Consider the following 17,811-nt stretch of genomic DNA (forward strand, 5'->3'; position numbering starts at 1 on the left):
GGACTGTAGGAAACGAGCAAACATTCAGAAGAGGCAACAGTTATGGCTAAATATACCAGAATTTTATCCATAGATGGAGGCGGAATTAGAGGAATTATTCCCGCGCAAGTTTTAGTTAGCGTTGAGTCAAAGCTGCAACAAAAAAGTGGCAACCCAGATGCGAGAATAGCTGACTATTTTGATTTAATCGCGGGCACGAGTGCGGGAGGAATTTTAACTTGCATCTATTTGTGTCCCGATGCCGAAAATCCTAGCAGGCCTCGGTGGGCGGCCCAAGACGCTGTTAATTTTTCGATTAAGAGCGGCCGCGACGTTTTTCAGACTTCATTGTGGCAAAAAGTCAGATCTCTAGATGGTTTGAGAGATGAGAAATATCCCAGCGATCCCTTAGAAAAATTATTTTGGGAAAATTTTAGAGATTGCAAACTCAGCGAACTGCTAAAACCTTGTTTAATTTCCAGTTACGACATCGAAAGGAGAAAAGCTCACTTCTTCGATCAAATAGATGCTCAAAAATGTCCAGCAGAAGACTATTTTATTAGAGATATCGCCAGAGCAACATCGGCAGCTCCCTCTTATTTTGAGGTTTCTAAACTCTACTCTTTTAGCAACGAATGCTACGCTTTAATTGACGGGGGAGTCTTCGCAAACAATCCGGCACTTTGTGCCTATGCAGAAGTTAGAAATAAATTCACAATTCCTGACGATCGCTCCGACAAAGGCCCGACCGCAAAAGATATGGTAATTTTATCCTTGGGAACAGGAGAAGCTCAGAAAAAATTCGCCTACGAAAAAGTAAAAAATTGGGGTCAAGTTGAGTGGGTTGAGCCTTTGATTAATATCATGATGACGGGAGTAGCGGAAACTGTAAATTATCAACTAATTCAAATTTATGATGCGGTTGAAAGACCGAATCAATATTTGAGAATTACTCCCGATTTGAGCCACGAACAACCGCTGCCGATTGATGATGCCTCGGAAGATAAAATATCAGACCTGCTGAGAATTGGCAAGGAGCAAGCCGAAAAGAATAATGAACAGTTGGATAATTTTATTGACTTATTACTTGCGGAGTAGTCCTAGGGTTTGAGATTTTAGATTTTAGATTGGGAAATGAGTGATGATGACCACAGAATCAATCACTGCCAGTCTAAAACCTAAAAAGGTAGAGTACACCAACCGCAGGGCAAGCCGACTGAAAATATATGTTGACAAATAGTGCAATAATTGCTGTAGGATTGCCGAAAATCTTTATGTGGCAGTGCTTCGCCCTGTTTGCAATTAATCGCGAGCCCTCAGTCATTGGTTAAAAAATACCAAGAAAAGTGCGATCGACATTTAGATGAAACCTTCAATAACAGGTGGTTTCAGCGGTTTTTTGTGACGTTGTTCCTGGGTGGCCAAGTGCTGCTACGCATACTCCAAGGCAAAATTGACCGCCGCAAAATCATGGAACATTTAGTAACAGTAGGCCTGGATTCTTTGCGATCCGTGCTGCTAATAGCCTTTTTTGGCGGCATGATTTTTACATTTCAATCAGCCAGAGAATTGGTGCGCTTTGGGGCGGTTGGGGCTATGGGAGGTGCGTTTGCTGTGGCATTTTGTGGCGAACTAGCACCACTTTTAACGGCGGGCGTGGTGGCGGGACAAGTAGGTTCGGCCTTTGCGGCGGAGATAGGAGAAATGCAGGTGACGGAACAAATAGACGCCCTGTATATGTTAAGAACAAATCCGGTTGATTATTTAGTAGTGCCGAGGGTGATAGCTTGCTGCATCATGCTGCCGATTTTAACAATTTTTGCGGTAGCGGTGGGGATTTTGGGCGGGCTATTTGTAGCGGTTCATTTTTATAATTTGGAACCGTCGGTATTTTTGGAATCGGTGCGGACTTTTTTGGGGCCTGGGGATTTAGTAACTGTGGTGATTAAAAGTTTTATTTTTGGGTTAATAATTGCCCTTGTCGGTTGCGGTTGGGGATTGACGACAGTGGGCGGAGGGAAAGGAGTAGGCCAAGCTGCAACGGCCGCGGTTGTGACTTCGTGGGTGTTTATTTTTGTGGCCGATTTCTTTTTATCGCTGTTGATGTTTCAAGAGTTGGGGATTATGAGAAGTTGATAATCTTGGCGATTATGGCCGTAGTCAGGAGTCAAGATGCTTAAATATTAAGGGTTTGAACACTCATCAACCCGAGTGCCACCAGGATGGCTATAAAATAACAGGAATATTTTTTAAACCGCTGATGAACGCAAATAAACGCTGCTCAAATTGCATCAGCGTTCATCCGTCTTCATCCGCTGATATCTGCGGTTTAAAACTCTCAACTTTAGATGGTAGGTTGGAGAAAGGAGGGCGATACACTCGAATTGCCTGAATAGGCACTTTCCCATCTGTTTCGGGGACGATTTCGAGGATGTGTTTGGAGTTGCTCAAATTCTGAGCCAATGTTGTAGAATACTCGCGGCTTGAATCCGTAATTTGTGGAGGAACGTATGAATCAACAAACATTGGTCGCACCTGCCAGGAAATTTCAAAGCCTTTAGGCGTCGGTTTTTTAGAGTCTTCATAAGAATTTTTCAGCCACCAGTTTCTCGGTTCAATCACGACGCGGCCAGAGTTTGAGACAAACATTTCGTCGTTTGTACCGCTGCCGTCGTAACCTGTTTTAGAACCTACAACGTCAAATTTAAACTTGCTAGCGTCGCTGTTAATTTCAGTAATTATGGCTTTCCAATCTTCGACGATTAGCGGTTTTTGGCTGGATACTTGGATGATTGCCGGCCAACCGACGCCAATAGTAACGCTAGGTCTGGTGATGCTGTAAAGTTCAGGAAATTCTGAGGGTTTTTTGCCGTCGATCGCAATTTTAGCAGAAATTGCCTGACCGTTGAAGGTTTTATCGGCGATCGCATCTATTCTATTTCCTTCAAATTCTAAAACCAACTTGCCATTTTGCCACTTAACATCGCTGCCAACCATATAGGTTTTCACTAAATCCTGCGGCGGTTGAGAAGAATTTGGCTTGTATCGCAGATGCGGTTTTATCAGAGCAGCTAGGAGAAAGTTTCCCCAATCGTTAAGGTGAATGCTGTCGCTCAATAGCTGTTGTGGCTGCAAGCGATTGTCTTTCAAATACCTGCGCCAAGGTTCGCGAATTTCTGCGATTTCACAGCCGTACTTATCGGCCAACTCCGGCAGCCATTTAGTAGAATGAGTGTTGTGCCATTCGTATCTTTTGACTGAATTTGGATCGTCGCTGTTGCCTGTCGGCATCCAGTCGATGTGGTCAGAATGCAAGAGTATTTCGCTAGCAGTGCGGCTGCGGACATTGGCAATTATGGCTTCGTAATCTTCACCACCTCCGTAGACGTGAAAAATTAGCAAGTCTGGATAAAAAGGATACAAATCGTGTTCGCTGGGACGGATTAAAATCGGTGCTGCAAATCCTCCGAGCGCCCGATTTTCCACAATTAAATCTGCATGGGGGAATCGCTGTCTCAAATCCTTCACTACATCTTGCCACCAATCTTGCTGAGTGATGGATTGACCGTAGAATAGGATACGCACTTGGCGGCGGTCTGTTGGAGTGCTAGCAGCAAGTAGCCCCATCGTCCTTTGAATCCTCGCTCCAAAAGTAGCACTATTTTCAATAGGAGCGGGTGGGGGGAATGGCGTATCGGCAGCTATTTTTTGGATGAGCGGAACTAACAGAAAGCTCAGACACAAAAAAAGCAGCCACAAGTAGCGATAAATCTTGGATTTTCTGCTATTTCCTGGGTGTTTTGCCATTGTTTTATTTTTTCCTGTCCGTTTCACTTCGCTCAAGGCGACTGTGGGATGAATGCTACGCCTCTAATCAGTAGCTGTAGCGTGCTTATGGGCGCACCTCACGAGTAGCTGTAGTGTAGGCTGTATGGAAATATATTACCAAATTGAGCGAGCCAAAAAGTGATATAATGCCTGCTAATTAATTGCAGGAGAGCGATCGCACGTCAAATGGATTACAAAACAGCCCGCAGTTTTCTGATCGACCAAGGAACCGCCCTGGAAACCAAGAAAAATCCCGACGCCTTCCTGATGCGTCTCAAACAAGGTCAACCGCCCGTACCCGGACAGGTGACATCGATTTTATTAGCTTTAAAAATATTGTTTGAAGGGCTGCAAGAATCTCCAATGCTCGATCGACAATTGATCTCGGCACTGCATTTACTGTCAGTAGAAGGTTTGCAGCAATTTGAAGCTGGACTCCGCAGAGGAGTTTCTTGGCCACCGCTGCTGAAGGAAGACTTAAATCGAATTGCGATCGCAGTCAAGAATATCTTTTCCGGTGTCTGGCAATAATTAGCTCGGCAACCACCAATCCCGATACCCACCGCCAGCAGACTCAATTTTTTTCTACATTTTTTTCTACAATTATTTGTAAAATTTTATGTTAAAATTGCTACATTTACCCTCGAGTTGTGGCATCTTAATATAAGAATCAGTTCTCAAAAACAATTGGAGAAACTACTCATGAACACCGAAGAAAAAGCTAGACAACTAATTGCACGAGAAAGACAGCATAGCGAACACTTGCAAGACTCTATGCTCAACCGTTCCTCCCACGAGCTAGAAACACCTGGGGAGGGAATTGCTGAAGAAAAAGCCAGAGAATTAATGGCTCAAGAAAGGCAGCACAGCGAACACCTGCACGACTCTATGTTAAGCCGTTCCTCCCAAGAGGTAGAGGCATCGATCGCACCCGATGACACTCACAAATAAATTTTGTTCACACAAGACTTACGGACACATACCAAGAAACCGGGTTTTTATACCATTTTTCATACCGTAACAAAGGGCTGTAAAAATGTTTTTGTGTAAACAACCAGGTTTCTGGGTTCCGGAAGAGTTCAGTACAGCAAAACTCTACTCAAATCGAGGCGAATTTTAGGTGCAATCAAAACAGCCCTTGCTCGGTTTGCAGCCACTATCACCAACCTCAAATCGCCAAATATAGCAAGATAAAATGCCAAGTTCTACTGCTCGCGAAAGCTTTCGAGGGATGCCAAAAGAGCTGGCAGTCCCGCTAGCGCGACGGACACCAGAGCCTCATCTTTGTAAACTCGCGATCGGAAAATACGGGTACTTTTAGACGCAGAGGTGAGAGAGCCTCGCCGTTGGGAATTTCCGGTTTCAACCCGCCCTAAATTTTTGGTTTCTCGCGTCACGCAAAACATAGTAGTATCCTCGCAGTATCGTCAATTAATCCCTAAATATGCGCCCGTAAAATTTCTCACGGCTTGCTGTATATTTCTATTATTACTCAGATAGGTAACAGAGATGAAAGCATGAAATAATTATTCACGATAAACAGGGATCAACTTAAACTGCATCACAACTTTTATTAATTTGTTACAGGGCGGATTTGTTTAAGCCGATCGCTCGCGACTCAGACACCAGGCAGCAAAATCACCGATTTCACAAGAAGAACGCGGATCAATGATGCTAACTCTTAGTCCAGCAACAGTGATAAGTCAAATCAAGCCGACTGTCGAAATCTTGCGCGACGGAGACTACCGCTACCGAGACTCCTTTGCGATCGATCGACCTTTCAGAGAAATTCAATTTCGCAAACAAGACAGATACATCACCGGCAGCGATTCAGACAAACGCACGGGCAAAAGTTACTGCTTCCGGGGCATCCCCCAGCAGAACAACATTATTAACATCACGGTAGCGATCGAAATTTCCCCAAAAACAGCACAGCAAACCGAGTGGAAATTAGCACCGGGAAACCCCATTAATTTCGACAGGCTTTATCCCCTGCAAGCTGGACCTGGATTAGAATTGTACAAATGTTTGACAGCATTTTTACCAAACTTGAAAGATTAGTTATTCGTTACTTATTAGTGGTTATTTCTTAATCGCTTTGGCTTGTTAATAGCCAATAACATTCGTTAACAGTTAACAGTCAACAGTCAACAGCCAACAGCCAAAATTTAACTCCCTAAGAACTAGCATTTTCCAATTCTTCCCGCAGCATTTCCCGGTAGACTTTCGGCAAACGAGAACTCATAGAATTGTTCTCAATTCCATATCCCAAACTCGTCCAAGTTCCTGAAAGCATCCGCAATACCTCAGTTAATCTTTCCTGCCGCAACATCTCAGGAATATCAGCTTTCCAAAACTTGCGATCGCTCAACCAAGCATAAACCACAGCATCCTGATCTTCTGGTTCAAAACTGTAATCTTCCCAGAATAAAAAATTAGCACGACGTGCCTGATAGCGCTTCGCCTTCTCCTTCCAAGTCGAAGTCAGAAATTGATACCTGCCCGCAGCGGTAGTACACTTGCCTCGATTCGGACCCTTAACAATCTTGACGCACCAGTCAGGATGCCGGCTCAAATCTAATATATATTTGCCACCGTAAACAACGTGATAAGGGCGAGAAACATTCGACTCGCTAGCAGAAATAGTTCGCATCAGCGCCCGAATGTAAGGATCGCCGGTTTTCATAGCCAGCGGCGGAAATTTTCCCACCCCGCTTGCCGACTGCGACAACTGCTGATTTCCCCGCAAACTGTCAACCAAAAAAACACCGCCGCCAATCACAGCGCCGATTAAAAGTATAAATCCGAGGATTTGAATCTCCGATCGCCTCAGCAAACCTCTTTTTCGACGGTCAAATTTCTCAGCTTCCAGCAAAGTCATTTCCATTTCCGAAATTTCGGCTAATTTGCGAGCCACCCGGATTCGGCGCACCCGAAAATCGTATTGATATAGGGGGGCCGCTAACAGCGTTAAACTCGATAAAACCCCCGCCAATTTAATCAGCCAGAAATCTAATTCACCGGCTATGGCAACATTTGTGAGAGTAGATATTCCTGTTAGTAACAGGGCCGGATCGATCGATCGCGCTGGCCAATAAAAAATCGCAAGTTGCACCAACAGCGACAGATTAAAGGCAAAAAAAATCACTACAACAGCATTCAACCCTTCTCGCAAGTGCGATCGAATACCAGTGTGCCTGCGCTTGAACTTGCGCGCAACGCGAAAGCGCCCCGGCAGCATAATTAGTAAGGGATTTAAGATTTTGACTGCGAACAAGTGAAACACAAAAAACACAGGCAACTGAATCAGCCAAGCCGCCAGCAGTAGAGTCAGAAAGCCGATATCGTCGCTGACAAAAGGAATGCCCCTGCCAAGGACAAAACTAAAACTCTGAGCGAGAGCAAATGCCCTTAACCACGAAATCGGATAGGGGAACCAAGCTGGCCACTTGAGAGTTTTCATGCTGGGAGAGAGAAATTTCAACGGCGAATGGTAAAACTATTAAGATTTTGCCAGATTTGGCGATCGGAAAATTGTTGTAGGGTGCGTCAGCCCAAATCTTTGACCCAAATCACATCTTGCACCATTCTCGATAAGCCTTTTTTGGGCGGGCAGGATGCCCACCCCACAAGAAAATGCACTTTTTGTGGAACAGGCATCTTGCCTGTTCTTGACAATGGTGCAACATCTCAGAGCCAAATCCAAGTGTTTTTGGTCTGACGCACCGAACCCAAGCGAGGCTAATTCAATCAAATCACACTGGCAAACAACTCCTCAAAACTCTTTTGCGGAGCCTCCGACTTCGCCACAATTTCCACAACCTTGTTGCGAGAAGCCGGCTGAAACAGCGCCTCCACACACACTTGGGCTACCTTAGTGCGGGGAATGCTGCTCTCAAACATTTTGTCCGCACCAGTCATGACGATCGCATCTGAATTATCCTCATTTTTCAGACCGCCCGGACGGACGATCGTATAAGTCAAACCGCTTTTTTGCAAATACTCCTCGGCTTGCTTCTTCCAAACCAGAATCAGCCAGAACAAATTCAGCGGGTGAAAAAACTGAGAGACGCACAGAGAAGTCACAAGCACAAAATGCTCAATGCCCTTAGCCTTAGCTGCATCCACCAAATTTTTAGTACCTTCAAAATCCACCTTGTAAGGCGCTGTCGGGTCAAAACCAGGGGCCGCCCCTGTCGCGCACAGCAATACCGTACTATCGCCGATGGCATCGCCCAGGGAAGTCGCATTTAATACATCCCCAGTCACTAACTCAGCCTCCGGTGGTAAAATTTGTCTAGCTGTGTCTAGATTTCGGACTAAGGCGCGCACGGGAATACCTCGCTTGACTAATTCTGCGACGATGCGGCGGCCAGTCTGACCTGTGGCTCCTGCTACAAATGCTTTCATAAGTCGAGTTATGCTGGATTAGGGTAAGTTTTGTTACTATCAATTTCTCAATTGTAGGGAGGGAACTCCCTTAACACATCCCCAACCGGATCGATTGGCGTGTATAACAGGAGAGCATACAATGAAGCAGGATTCCGCTGAATATCACACTGTTGAAGCTTCTGACGAAAATTACTACCCAGATGCGAGTTTCCGACAGCCGGAAAGTCAAAGCGCGGATGCAGGAGAGGAAGTTGAGCCGATTTGGTTTCACACGCATTTTGAAGACAGCATGGAGATGTACGCCGATGCGGAGACGGTGGCAAAGCATTTGAACAACCACAAGACTTGGTTTTGCCAGTGCGCTTCGCCGATGAAGGCCGAGCCGCTCGGAGAAAACGGCTATGATTTATTAATCGGGCGTTTTGGGGCTTTCGGCTACCGCGTTGAAGCGAGAATTGGTTTAGAGTTGCTGCCGCCTGACGCTGAAGGCTGCTATTTAATTAAGACAATCCCGGTTCCGGATTATACCTCCCCTGGGTATGAAGTGGATTTTCGATCGGCAATGAAGCTAGTGGAGATACCGTCTCAGGAGTTTGCCGCCGATTGGCCGAGATCGGAACGTGCTAAGCTGCCGCCTGCGATTACCATTACTACCTGGAAACTGGATTTGGCTGTGGGGGTTTGCTTTCCCAAGTTTATTCGATCGATGTCTCAACCTTTAATAGAAAAAACCGGCGATGCGCTTTTGGAAAAAATCATCAAACAAGTTAACCGGCGCTTGACTTATAAAACTCAGGTTGTTTTTCACGAAAGTTTGGGCATTCCTTTTCCGAAAAATCCTAAGAAACATTAACAATACTTACGCTCTAACCTGTACTGCATTTAAATTGTATGTTAAGTGCGGGATCTCCTGCCCACCCCACAAGAGTAAAGATCTATTTTACTCTGCAATTTAAATGCGGATTAGCTTAACTCACATTTGTAGGGTGTGCACTGCACACCTTACTCATAAGTTCGATCGTCATAACTCATACCATTGTAGATTTTCGACTTCGGCGTGAGCGCTCAGTCACACAATTTTAGATTAAATTATTGGGAATAACTGATTGTGTATGGCTTGGGATCACGAGGCTACAGTTGCTTTTTTGAAACTGATATCACTGTCTCCGGGTGCTTAGGGCGCGCCTTATGCCTATGTTTTTGAATCCAATACTTGCTTGAGCAGTTAATCCCAATCATCAAGTTATTGCTAAGAAAATTTAAGGGTAAGGTCATGATTGCATTTGACATATAGCAATCCTTGCAGGAGTCGTAAATTTTTTACCCCACCCCAACCCTCCCCGAACCCGCTGGGAGTCCGTAAGAAATTCACAAATGACTTATGATTGCTATATGCTGATTTCTTATCATCGGAATTAGTTTTTATTATGGGTCAGTTTAGCACAGGGTTGGACACAAGAGTTTCAAGTCAGATGCCATCAAGTTCGACAGCATTGTTATTAAAAGATTCTGCTTCTGTCATAATGCTTTCCCTCCTTATTGCCTCATGATTAAGCAGTGTAGCCGACGCAGTTCAAAGCGGATTCCGATCGCCCTCCGAAACCAGCAAGTGTCTCAGATCACAAGACCGATAGATCGCCCTCACTGCCCAAAAACATAAAATTATGTCACCTTAAGTAAGGAGTTATAAAATAACTCTTGCCATATCCCTAGAAAGTTATGACAACGAAACTAAGAGCTAAACACACAGAGAAAATGGAGAGAGACTTGCACCAGTTGAGGGCAGACCAAGAACTGATTCTCAATCAAGTAGACAATGCGATCGCTCTGTTCGACTCGTCTGATTGCTTAGTTTTGTTTAACAAAAAATTGGCGGGAATCTGGGGACTGTCCCCAGAATGGCTGGAAACAAAGCCGAAGTGCCACTTGCTGTTTGCGGAAATTGTCGATCGGGGTTACTTATCTGTTCAACAGTGGCAAGAGTTTCAGCAAGCACTCGAAACATCTCAGCATGAAAGTTTATCATTTTATTTCGAGCAATCCAATGCGGTTTGTTTGGAGGTGTGCGCCACGATTACCAACAGTGGCGGACGGCTGTTAACCTTTCGAGACGTTACGGTATACCAAAACTCCCAAGCTAGCTTGAACGCAGAAGTCAGGCGGCTGAGCTTTCTTTTAGGTTTAACCGAACGCCTGCAAAAGTCTGACAGTTTGCAAGAAATAGGTCAGTTTGCCCTCACCTATCTAGTAGAGGCAATGAATGCTGCTTTCGGAGATGTCAAGGTGATTAGCGGCAAGGGAAACGATCGGCAAGCAGCGGCGATTTCCAACCACATTTCTGGTCAATTTCTGGCTACTTACGGGGAACCAGTAGTCGCAGCAATGCAAGAATTGCTCGACCAAGGCATTCCCTACGGCATCGGTTTGCTGTGGGAAGTGGTGAAAACTGGTAAACCTTTGTTCGTAGAGGATTATGCCCAACATCCCAATGCCGTGCCGAAATTTCGGCATCCAGGAATTGGACAACTGGGCATTTTTCCGATCGCAGCCACCGACGGTACAATTATTGGCGTACTGACGCTGGAGTCCCGCAACGTCAAAAAACTGCAAACCGCCCTCAACCAAGAAGTGCTGGAGGCTGCTTGCCGGACCTTGGGGGCGGCGATCGAGCGGGCTCAGACACAAGAAAACCTGCGCCAAGTTAATGAAGAATTAGAGTATTCTTCTCAGTTGAAATCTGAGTTTTTAGCCTCGATGTCCCACGAATTGCGGACGCCTCTGAACAGCATTCTGGGCTTTTCTGACTTGCTGCTGCGGCAAACAGCCGGACAGTTGAGCGATCGACAAATCAACTATGTAGAACTGATCGAAAAAAGCGGCCAGCACTTGTTGCAGCTAATCAACGATATTCTCGATCTTTCTAAAATTGAAGCGGGGAAAGTAGAACTAAACTTACAGCCTGTTCGCGTTCAAGAACTCGCGACAGACTGTCTGAAAATGATGCAGCCACGGGCCGAGAAAAAGCGAATCGGTTTGTCTTTAGAACTCGACAACCGTATTACTAAAGTTTGGCTCGACGAACGGCGAGTGCGACAAATTGTGATTAATTTACTTTCCAATGCCATCAAATTTACCCCCGAACAGGGACAAGTTAAACTCAGCGGGCGTCTGGCCTACGGCAGCGAAATAGACGGCGACTACCGACCGGATTGTTCTCCTGTAAATGCCAGCACTCCTTATTTTTGTTTTGAGGTGAAAGACTCCGGCATCGGCATTCCTCAAGACCGCTGGCACTTGTTATTTCGACCTTTTCAACAGGTGGATTCTTCCCTGACTCGGAGGCACGAAGGTACAGGTTTGGGTTTGGCTTTGACTAAGCGTCTGGCAGAATTACACGGGGGAACTGTTTCTTTCCAATCTGTTTGCGATCGGGGAAGTCTTTTCCGCGTTTGGCTGCCTTTGACGGAGATACGTCAACAGTTGGGAAACTTTGCTTCTTGTGCTTTGGATACCAAGTTAGTTCCTGCTTCTGCGATTGCTTTACCAATTGCCAGGAAGCGGATTTTGGTTGTCGAAGACCAGCCTTTTAACCAAATGTTAATTTCTGAGGTGATGGAATTGGAGGGGTACGGGGTAGAGATAATCGCAGATGGGAAGGCGATGGCCGATCGTATTCTCGCCGCCTCTGCAGCCCCGGAGTTGCTGCCGGATTTGATTTTGATGGACATTCAGTTGCCGGATGTTGACGGCTTTGAGTTGATGCGCCGAGTTAAAGCAGATCCTGTCTGGGATTCGGTACCGATGATTGCGGTGACGGCGATGGCGATGCCCGGTGACAGTGAGCGATGTTTGGAAGCTGGCGCTTCTGCTTATTTGAGCAAGCCACTGGATTTGAATTTGACGATCGCTACTGTCCGTTCTTTTCTTGGCTAACAATAATTATTTGCAGTTCCAGCACTGCCATTTATGATAATTGATAACAACAAAGGTTAAACTCAATAGTAGATAAATATCTATATGACTTGCCCGCACTTGCCTCCGAAAGCCTGTTCCTACGAAAAATATCGAGTTTAGTAAGGAGAAATATACCAATCAACCCGTTTTCGAGCTTCCCCACGCGCAACTCCCGAGCTAAATTCAATATATTATATCATATTCCATGTCAAACAAGTCGCCCTGCATCATGTTGGTTGATGACGAGCCAGCTAATCTGACTTTACTGGAAGAGTTATTGCACCTGAAAGGATACGCTACAGTATCAGCGCTATCTGGCCATGAAGCGCTCTCCCTTGCCCGCGCCTCTCGACCCGATTTAATTTTACTAGATATTATGATGCCAGAGATGGACGGTTTTGATGTGTGCGAGATCCTGCGGAAGGATACGGCATTGCAAACTGTACCGGTGATTTTTTTGACGGCCCTCGATGACGATATGTCTCGCATCAAAGGGTTAGAAATGATGGCCGATGATTATTTGACAAAGCCTTTTAACAGTCGTTTGTTGCTGGCGAAAGTGGAAAATATTTTGCAGTTGAGTCAAATGCGATCGCAAGCTGTATCTTCCCTATTCAACCAGCAAGTCAGAGAGCAAAGCAAACGCCAAATCGCCGCAGCTTGGGAAGCCAACGAATATCTTTCAGAAAAATTTCAGCTATTTGTGCCAGAGCAAATTCTAGAGCGAATTGCGCCGCAAGGAATAGAATCTATTCAGTTGGGCAATGCCACAGAAGAAGAGCTGACTGTTTTATTTTGTGACATTCGCGGGTTTACTGCGATCGCTGAATCTCAACAAGCTCGCGAGACTTTTGAATGGTTGAACGCTTTTTTTACTAAAATGAACGAGTGCATAACGTCTCACGGCGGGTTTATTGACAAATACCTAGGCGATGCAATCATGGCAGTATTTGACAAGCCAAATTCTCACGCCATGGATGCGATCGAAGCCGCAGTAGCAATGCAAGAAACTTTGCAAGAATTTAATGCCAGTCGCCACCAATACAATTTAGAATCTCCCGTCAATATTGGTACGGGAATTAACACAGGTATCGGCATGATCGGCACTTTAGGTTCCGATCGCCGCATGGACTCTACAGTCATCGGCGATGTGGTAAATACAGCTTCTCGGTTAGAAAATTTAACTAAAATATACGGCTGCCAAATTATTGTTAGCGAAAATGCGATCGTTCATGCGAGAGAATTTCTAAATGGCATAAGTTCCAACTCCCACTCAAAAGAAAGTCTATTATTAAAGTGCGACTTAGAAGTGGAAACACAGGAGAGTATTATTTCTACTTCTGGGGCGACGGCTGCTGACAGCCATTTGCCCCGCAACAATTATTACTATCGCTGGATCGATCGAGTAACCCCGCGCGGCAAGCAGGAAGCTATTGAAATCTACGAAATCTGGGCAGCCTCCTGTCCAGACTCTGAGGCAAAGCAGCTTACCCAGAGTTTATTTGACAAAGGCATTCAAGGATGGCAATCCGAAAGATTTGTCGCAGCCTTGGGGTATTTTCAGCAACTAATCGAACAAAACCCTGCTGATACAGTCGTCAGTTTTTATATAAATCGCTGCCAGGAAAAACTAGGTTTTCTCCCTGCAAATAGCAGTTCGATTTAACGTTTAGGGCGGGCTTGAAGCCCACCCCACAATAGTTAATACCTATTGAAAAAGTCGATCACTATCCTGCATTGCATCTGCGTTGCGTCTGTGCTTTCCCTATCAATGAAAGATTTATGCAATAGGTCTACTCTAATTGGAGTTAGCATCAAACAGTCGTCAAAACTTGCTCTCTCAACTTCCCGATCAACTCATTCACCCCCCCCGCATTCAAACGGTAACTCAGAGGATGACCGATCAAATAAGCTGAACTTTCAAACAAAACATCAATTTCCACCAAACCATTTTCTCGCAAAGTTTTGCCAGTCGAAACTAAATCCACAATTGCCTCCGACATACCCGTAATCGGCCCTAACTCCACAGAACCGTAAAGCGGCACAATTTCCACCGGCAAATTCAAATTGTGGAAATATTCCCTTGCACAGTGTACGAATTTTGAAGCAACTCTACCGTGAGGAGGTAAATCCACAGTTCGTCGATAAGAACTAGATTCCTTCACCGCCACCGACAGCCGACACTTGCCAAATTTTAAATCAATTAAATTGGCAACTTTCGGCTTTTTTTCCCGCAAAACATCATAGCCAGCAATACCCAAATCCGCTTGACCGTATTCCACATAAACTGGCACGTCGTGCGTCCTTACTAGCAAAGCTTTGGCAGTGCCGGTCGGGTCATAAATTTGAAGTTGTCGGTTAGAGGAATCGAGAAAAGCACTGAAGTCTAATCCAACCGATTTAAACAGCCGAATGCTATCTCCTAACAATCCGCCTTTGGGAAGTGCAACAGTAATCATGTCAATTTTTAGAGTGTAAATTTCTAAATTTGGGAAGGGGGCGATCGCGGTCTAAGCAGAAACAGCTTTTACCAAACTCAGAATAACACATAGAGTTCATAGCGAAAAATAAATTTTGGCTATTGCTCGATCCTTTGTTTGGGTATATATTATATTTAGTAAGTTTTGATGTCGTCACGTTTTTCAATGGCGGTCAGTATGGAAAACAATCAAGAGTTTGAGAGTCAACAATTTGACAGAAAATTTCACAATGTAGACCCGGCTTCCCTAAAAAAAATTACAGTAGATAAAATCCTCTCAGGCGGTGGTGTAGAGGCCGAGGAAATGCACTATACAGTGACCGTACCTACCGCTAACGATGCCAAAATCCACACAGACAGATCATTCGATGCCAAATCAAGTGTGTTCGATACAGCCCCCCGATCGAAGTTTGCAGAAAAACGCGGAACGCTGGGAGGCTGTTAATCTAAAATGCTTGCAGAGGCTAGTGCAGGAAACGGGCCGATCGCGCGTTAGCGAAGCCCTCGAAGATGAGCGTCATTCATTCAGTCTCATGCCTTTGTGTATTCAACTCTAAAACTTAAAATTTAACTGGCGATCGCCAATAGCTGACAGCTAAACTATGACCGAATTGACACTTGTTATTGGTAATAAAAATTATTCCTCTTGGTCGCTGCGCGCTTGGCTGGCGATGAAACAAGCTGGACTGGAATTTGCCGAGGTGAGAATCCCCTTAGACTGGCCGACAACCAATGAAGAAATTCGCCGCTATTCTCCATCGGGAAAAGTGCCAGTTTTAATCGACGGCGACTTGAAAGTGTGGGAATCTTTAGCAATTTGCGAATACGTTGCCGATCGCTTTGCAAATGATTTGTGGCCGACAGATGTAGCGGAACGGGCGATCGCCCGTTCCATCTGCGCCGAAATGCACGCGGGGTTCCAAAATTTGCGCGAAAATATGCCGATGGATTGCCGCAACCGCTATCCGGGAGAAGGGATGACTGCCGGTGTCGAAGCAGATATCGATCGCATCTTTGCCATTTGGCGCGAATGCCGTCAAAAATTCGGGACAGGCGGCAATATGCTGTTCGGAAAATTCACAATTGTTGACGCTATGTTTGCCCCCGTTGTCATGCGTTTTGTCACCTACGGAGTCAAACTAGATTCATCAGCAAAAGCTTATGCGGATGCGATTTTAGCCTTGCCTGCAATCCAGGAATGGGTAGCAGCAGCTTGGAGCGAAACGGAAAGTATTCCACACATTAAAATCTAGTACAAATCAGTTTACTTAACCTACAATCTCAAATCTCAAATTTGAAATCAGGATGCGGATTCTTTTAGTTGATGATGAAGTTGAGTTAACTGACCCTTTGAGTCGAGTCTTAACGCGCGAAGGTTATACAGTTGATGTGGCATTTGACGGAGCAAGTGGCAGCAATTTAGCAATGCAGGGCAATTACGATTTGCTAATTTTGGATTGGATGCTGCCGAGACAAACCGGACTGGCAATTTGCCAGAAGTTGCGATCGCAAGGACGGAATACGCCAGTGCTATTTCTCACCGCCAAAGATACCGTAGACGATCGCGTACAAGGACTCGACGCGGGTGCAGACGACTATTTAGTCAAACCTTTTGAACTGCGAGAACTGCTAGCCAGAGTCCGCGCCTTGCTGCGGCGGCCTCCTACTTTTGATGCCGAGGTTGCTGTCGGGCGGCTGCAAGTTGCAGATTTACAGCTAGACTACGACAATCAATTAGCTTATCGGGGCGATCGCACAATTGACTTATCAGAAAAAGAATGCCAGTTATTAGAATACTTAATGCGCCATACCGGTCAATTGCTAACACACGAACAAATGCACCAGTATTTGTGGAGTGAAGCAGAAAAACCCAGCAGCAATGTATTAGCCGCTCAAATTCGCCTGCTGCGCCGCAAAATAGAAGCCCCCGGCGAATCGGTGCTAATTCACACAGTCTACGGCAGAGGCTATCGCTTTGGAGAAGCCAATTAAAAATAATATAAATTGTACAAAAATCATTTTTACTTCTTCCCTCTTCCTTCTTCCTGACATCCGTTACATCCGAAGAAAGCGAATCCGTTGCCGAACTTCCTTTTTCCTTCTGCTATATTATCTATTATCAGGAATGTATGCACCCTAAACCAGCCTTTACGTATCTTGACAAACCAAAGTAATTACTGTCACCTCCGGAGGACAAAATAGCCTTCCCGGCGAATAAGTTCCCAAACCGCGATTCACGTACAGCAAATTACTCCCAACCTGATGCAAACCGCTAGCCCATTCCCAGTGAGTAACTACTCGATCCCAAGCCGACATAAAAGGAATGAACTTTCGGATTCCTTTAGGAATAAAATAGCCAATTTTTCTGACCCAAGCGTACAAAGGGCCGATACCAGGAATAACGATTTGACCGCCGTGAGTGTGCCCCGACAACTGCAAATCAATACGCCAATTTTGCAGCTTTTCAGCAGTATCAGGATTGTGAGACAATACAATCCGAGGAATCGCGGGATTTATTGATGCCATTACAGGTTTAGGCGCAAAATCGCCCGACCAAAAATCTGCTAACCCAACTAAAGCAAATTCTGGCCCCAAAGGATAGATTGCTTCGTTGTACAAAACCCGAATCCCGACGGTATTTAAAGCATTAGCAACCTCTCTCTTTGCCCCAGGCCAATAGTGGTCGTGATTGCCCAAAACCGCGTAAATTCCCACCCGACTTTGCAAGTTTTTCAATCGCTGCACTAAGTCGTAAATAGGTGCGGGATCGTAGGTAATAAAGTCACCGGTTAAAAAAATCAGGTCGGGTTCAGTTTCATTGGCCGCAGCAATCGCCTCTTGTAGCAACCATTCCGACAGCCGCACCCCGTCATAGTGAAAGTCAGTAAGCTGTACAATTTTAGTACCGGATAGATTTGCTGGAAGATTGGCTATCGGTATTGTTAAATACTCTACTCGCAGTTTCCCAGTTAATAACCTGTGCATAAATCTAAGGTTTATTGGTGACAGATCGCCACATCTAGCTTAGCAAATAAACAAGCAAGCAAGACTGCCAAACGAGATATTCTTCCCTTTTCCTTTTGTCATCTGACTAATGACTACTATAGTCATTTCAAATAAGTATGAGACACTCTTTCTGCACAATAAGCACGAATAACTTCATCAAGAGATGTGCCAGG

General features: G+C 45.2%; 16 protein-coding genes. 11 read left to right on the top strand and 5 right to left on the bottom strand.

Annotated elements, in window-relative coordinates; genetic code table 11:
• Positions 1–42: 42 nt before the first annotated feature.
• The gene (locus QUB25_RS11705; RefSeq protein ID WP_333041144.1) at positions 43–1,077 is read left to right on the top strand and encodes a patatin-like phospholipase family protein; all 1,035 of its coding nucleotides are present in this window, start codon (positions 43–45) and stop codon (positions 1,075–1,077) included.
• Positions 1,078–1,302: 225 nt separating this feature from the next.
• Positions 1,303–2,115, top strand: a complete 813-nt coding sequence (locus QUB25_RS11710) for an MlaE family lipid ABC transporter permease subunit (protein WP_333183441.1) — start codon at positions 1,303–1,305, stop codon at positions 2,113–2,115.
• Positions 2,116–2,277: 162 nt separating this feature from the next.
• On the opposite strand, the gene QUB25_RS11715 is transcribed toward QUB25_RS11710, so the two are convergent.
• Positions 2,278–3,786, bottom strand: coding sequence for an SGNH/GDSL hydrolase family protein (locus QUB25_RS11715; protein WP_333183442.1), 1,509 nt, complete (start codon positions 3,784–3,786; stop codon positions 2,278–2,280).
• A gap of 207 nt (positions 3,787–3,993) precedes the next feature.
• Here QUB25_RS11715 and QUB25_RS11720 point away from each other — a divergent pair, with 207 nt between their 5' ends.
• The 3 genes from QUB25_RS11720 to QUB25_RS11730 all read left to right on the top strand — a co-directional run bounded on the left by QUB25_RS11720 (position 3,994) and on the right by QUB25_RS11730 (position 5,868).
• Entirely contained in the window at positions 3,994–4,338 is a 345-nt protein-coding gene (locus QUB25_RS11720) for a hypothetical protein (protein WP_015174589.1), read from the top strand.
• 171 nt (positions 4,339–4,509) lie between these two features.
• Entirely contained in the window at positions 4,510–4,758 is a 249-nt protein-coding gene (locus tag QUB25_RS11725) for a hypothetical protein (RefSeq protein WP_190659973.1), read from the top strand.
• A gap of 717 nt (positions 4,759–5,475) precedes the next feature.
• Positions 5,476–5,868, top strand: coding sequence for a hypothetical protein (locus tag QUB25_RS11730; protein ID WP_333183443.1), 393 nt, complete (start codon positions 5,476–5,478; stop codon positions 5,866–5,868).
• A 115-nt stretch (positions 5,869–5,983) separates the two neighbouring features.
• Here the strand turns inward: QUB25_RS11730 and QUB25_RS11735 are convergent, their stop codons facing one another.
• Entirely contained in the window at positions 5,984–7,270 is a 1,287-nt protein-coding gene (locus tag QUB25_RS11735) for a glycoside hydrolase family protein (protein WP_333183444.1), read from the bottom strand.
• Between the two features lie 287 nt (positions 7,271–7,557).
• The gene (locus QUB25_RS11740; protein WP_333041137.1) at positions 7,558–8,217 is read right to left on the bottom strand and encodes an NAD(P)H-binding protein; all 660 of its coding nucleotides are present in this window, start codon (positions 8,215–8,217) and stop codon (positions 7,558–7,560) included.
• 121 nt (positions 8,218–8,338) lie between these two features.
• On the opposite strand from QUB25_RS11740, the gene QUB25_RS11745 reads away from it, so the two are divergent.
• The 3 genes from QUB25_RS11745 (at position 8,339) to QUB25_RS11755 (ending at position 13,819) form a co-directional block, all read left to right on the top strand.
• A complete protein-coding gene (locus QUB25_RS11745; RefSeq protein WP_333183445.1) occupies positions 8,339–9,052 on the top strand; it encodes a DUF1997 domain-containing protein in 714 nt (237 codons plus the stop codon).
• 866 nt (positions 9,053–9,918) lie between these two features.
• Positions 9,919–12,132 (top strand): ATP-binding protein, encoded by a 2,214-nt coding sequence (locus QUB25_RS11750; RefSeq protein WP_333183446.1) that lies wholly within the window; start codon positions 9,919–9,921, stop codon positions 12,130–12,132.
• A gap of 226 nt (positions 12,133–12,358) precedes the next feature.
• Positions 12,359–13,819, top strand: coding sequence for a response regulator (locus QUB25_RS11755; RefSeq protein WP_333041134.1), 1,461 nt, complete (start codon positions 12,359–12,361; stop codon positions 13,817–13,819).
• A 148-nt stretch (positions 13,820–13,967) separates the two neighbouring features.
• On the opposite strand, the gene hisG is transcribed toward QUB25_RS11755, so the two are convergent.
• Positions 13,968–14,612, bottom strand: coding sequence for an ATP phosphoribosyltransferase (gene hisG / locus QUB25_RS11760; protein WP_333076539.1), 645 nt, complete (start codon positions 14,610–14,612; stop codon positions 13,968–13,970).
• A 198-nt stretch (positions 14,613–14,810) separates the two neighbouring features.
• Between hisG and QUB25_RS11765 the strand changes: the two genes are divergently transcribed.
• The 3 genes from QUB25_RS11765 to rppA all read left to right on the top strand — a co-directional run bounded on the left by QUB25_RS11765 (position 14,811) and on the right by rppA (position 16,624).
• Complete coding sequence (locus tag QUB25_RS11765) at positions 14,811–15,077, top strand: hypothetical protein (RefSeq protein WP_333183447.1); 267 nt, start codon at positions 14,811–14,813, stop codon at positions 15,075–15,077.
• 157 nt (positions 15,078–15,234) lie between these two features.
• The gene (locus QUB25_RS11770; protein ID WP_333183448.1) at positions 15,235–15,885 is read left to right on the top strand and encodes a glutathione S-transferase family protein; all 651 of its coding nucleotides are present in this window, start codon (positions 15,235–15,237) and stop codon (positions 15,883–15,885) included.
• Positions 15,886–15,937: 52 nt separating this feature from the next.
• Positions 15,938–16,624, top strand: coding sequence for a two-component system response regulator RppA (rppA, locus tag QUB25_RS11775; protein ID WP_333183449.1), 687 nt, complete (start codon positions 15,938–15,940; stop codon positions 16,622–16,624).
• A gap of 156 nt (positions 16,625–16,780) precedes the next feature.
• Here the strand turns inward: rppA and QUB25_RS11780 are convergent, their stop codons facing one another.
• The gene (locus QUB25_RS11780; protein ID WP_333183450.1) at positions 16,781–17,617 is read right to left on the bottom strand and encodes a metallophosphoesterase; all 837 of its coding nucleotides are present in this window, start codon (positions 17,615–17,617) and stop codon (positions 16,781–16,783) included.
• Between the last annotated feature and the right edge of the window lie 194 nt (positions 17,618–17,811).

The organism is Microcoleus sp. B3-D7 (assembly GCF_036705305.1).
In the GTDB taxonomy this organism is placed as follows: Bacteria; Cyanobacteriota; Cyanobacteriia; order Cyanobacteriales; family Microcoleaceae; genus Microcoleus.

Coding starts and splice junctions, on each gene's coding strand:
- QUB25_RS11705 (WP_333041144.1), top strand. CDS start 43: ATGGCTAAATATACCAGAATTTTATCCATAGATGGAGGCGGAATTAGA.
- QUB25_RS11715 (WP_333183442.1), bottom strand. CDS start 3,786: ATGGCAAAACACCCAGGAAATAGCAGAAAATCCAAGATTTATCGCTAC.
- QUB25_RS11720 (WP_015174589.1), top strand. CDS start 3,994: ATGGATTACAAAACAGCCCGCAGTTTTCTGATCGACCAAGGAACCGCC.
- QUB25_RS11725 (WP_190659973.1), top strand. CDS start 4,510: ATGAACACCGAAGAAAAAGCTAGACAACTAATTGCACGAGAAAGACAG.
- QUB25_RS11730 (WP_333183443.1), top strand. CDS start 5,476: ATGATGCTAACTCTTAGTCCAGCAACAGTGATAAGTCAAATCAAGCCG.
- QUB25_RS11735 (WP_333183444.1), bottom strand. CDS start 7,270: ATGAAAACTCTCAAGTGGCCAGCTTGGTTCCCCTATCCGATTTCGTGG.
- QUB25_RS11740 (WP_333041137.1), bottom strand. CDS start 8,217: ATGAAAGCATTTGTAGCAGGAGCCACAGGTCAGACTGGCCGCCGCATC.
- QUB25_RS11745 (WP_333183445.1), top strand. CDS start 8,339: ATGAAGCAGGATTCCGCTGAATATCACACTGTTGAAGCTTCTGACGAA.
- QUB25_RS11750 (WP_333183446.1), top strand. CDS start 9,919: ATGACAACGAAACTAAGAGCTAAACACACAGAGAAAATGGAGAGAGAC.
- QUB25_RS11755 (WP_333041134.1), top strand. CDS start 12,359: ATGTCAAACAAGTCGCCCTGCATCATGTTGGTTGATGACGAGCCAGCT.
- hisG (WP_333076539.1), bottom strand. CDS start 14,612: ATGATTACTGTTGCACTTCCCAAAGGCGGATTGTTAGGAGATAGCATT.
- QUB25_RS11765 (WP_333183447.1), top strand. CDS start 14,811: ATGGAAAACAATCAAGAGTTTGAGAGTCAACAATTTGACAGAAAATTT.
- QUB25_RS11770 (WP_333183448.1), top strand. CDS start 15,235: ATGACCGAATTGACACTTGTTATTGGTAATAAAAATTATTCCTCTTGG.
- rppA (WP_333183449.1), top strand. CDS start 15,938: ATGCGGATTCTTTTAGTTGATGATGAAGTTGAGTTAACTGACCCTTTG.
- QUB25_RS11780 (WP_333183450.1), bottom strand. CDS start 17,617: ATGCACAGGTTATTAACTGGGAAACTGCGAGTAGAGTATTTAACAATA.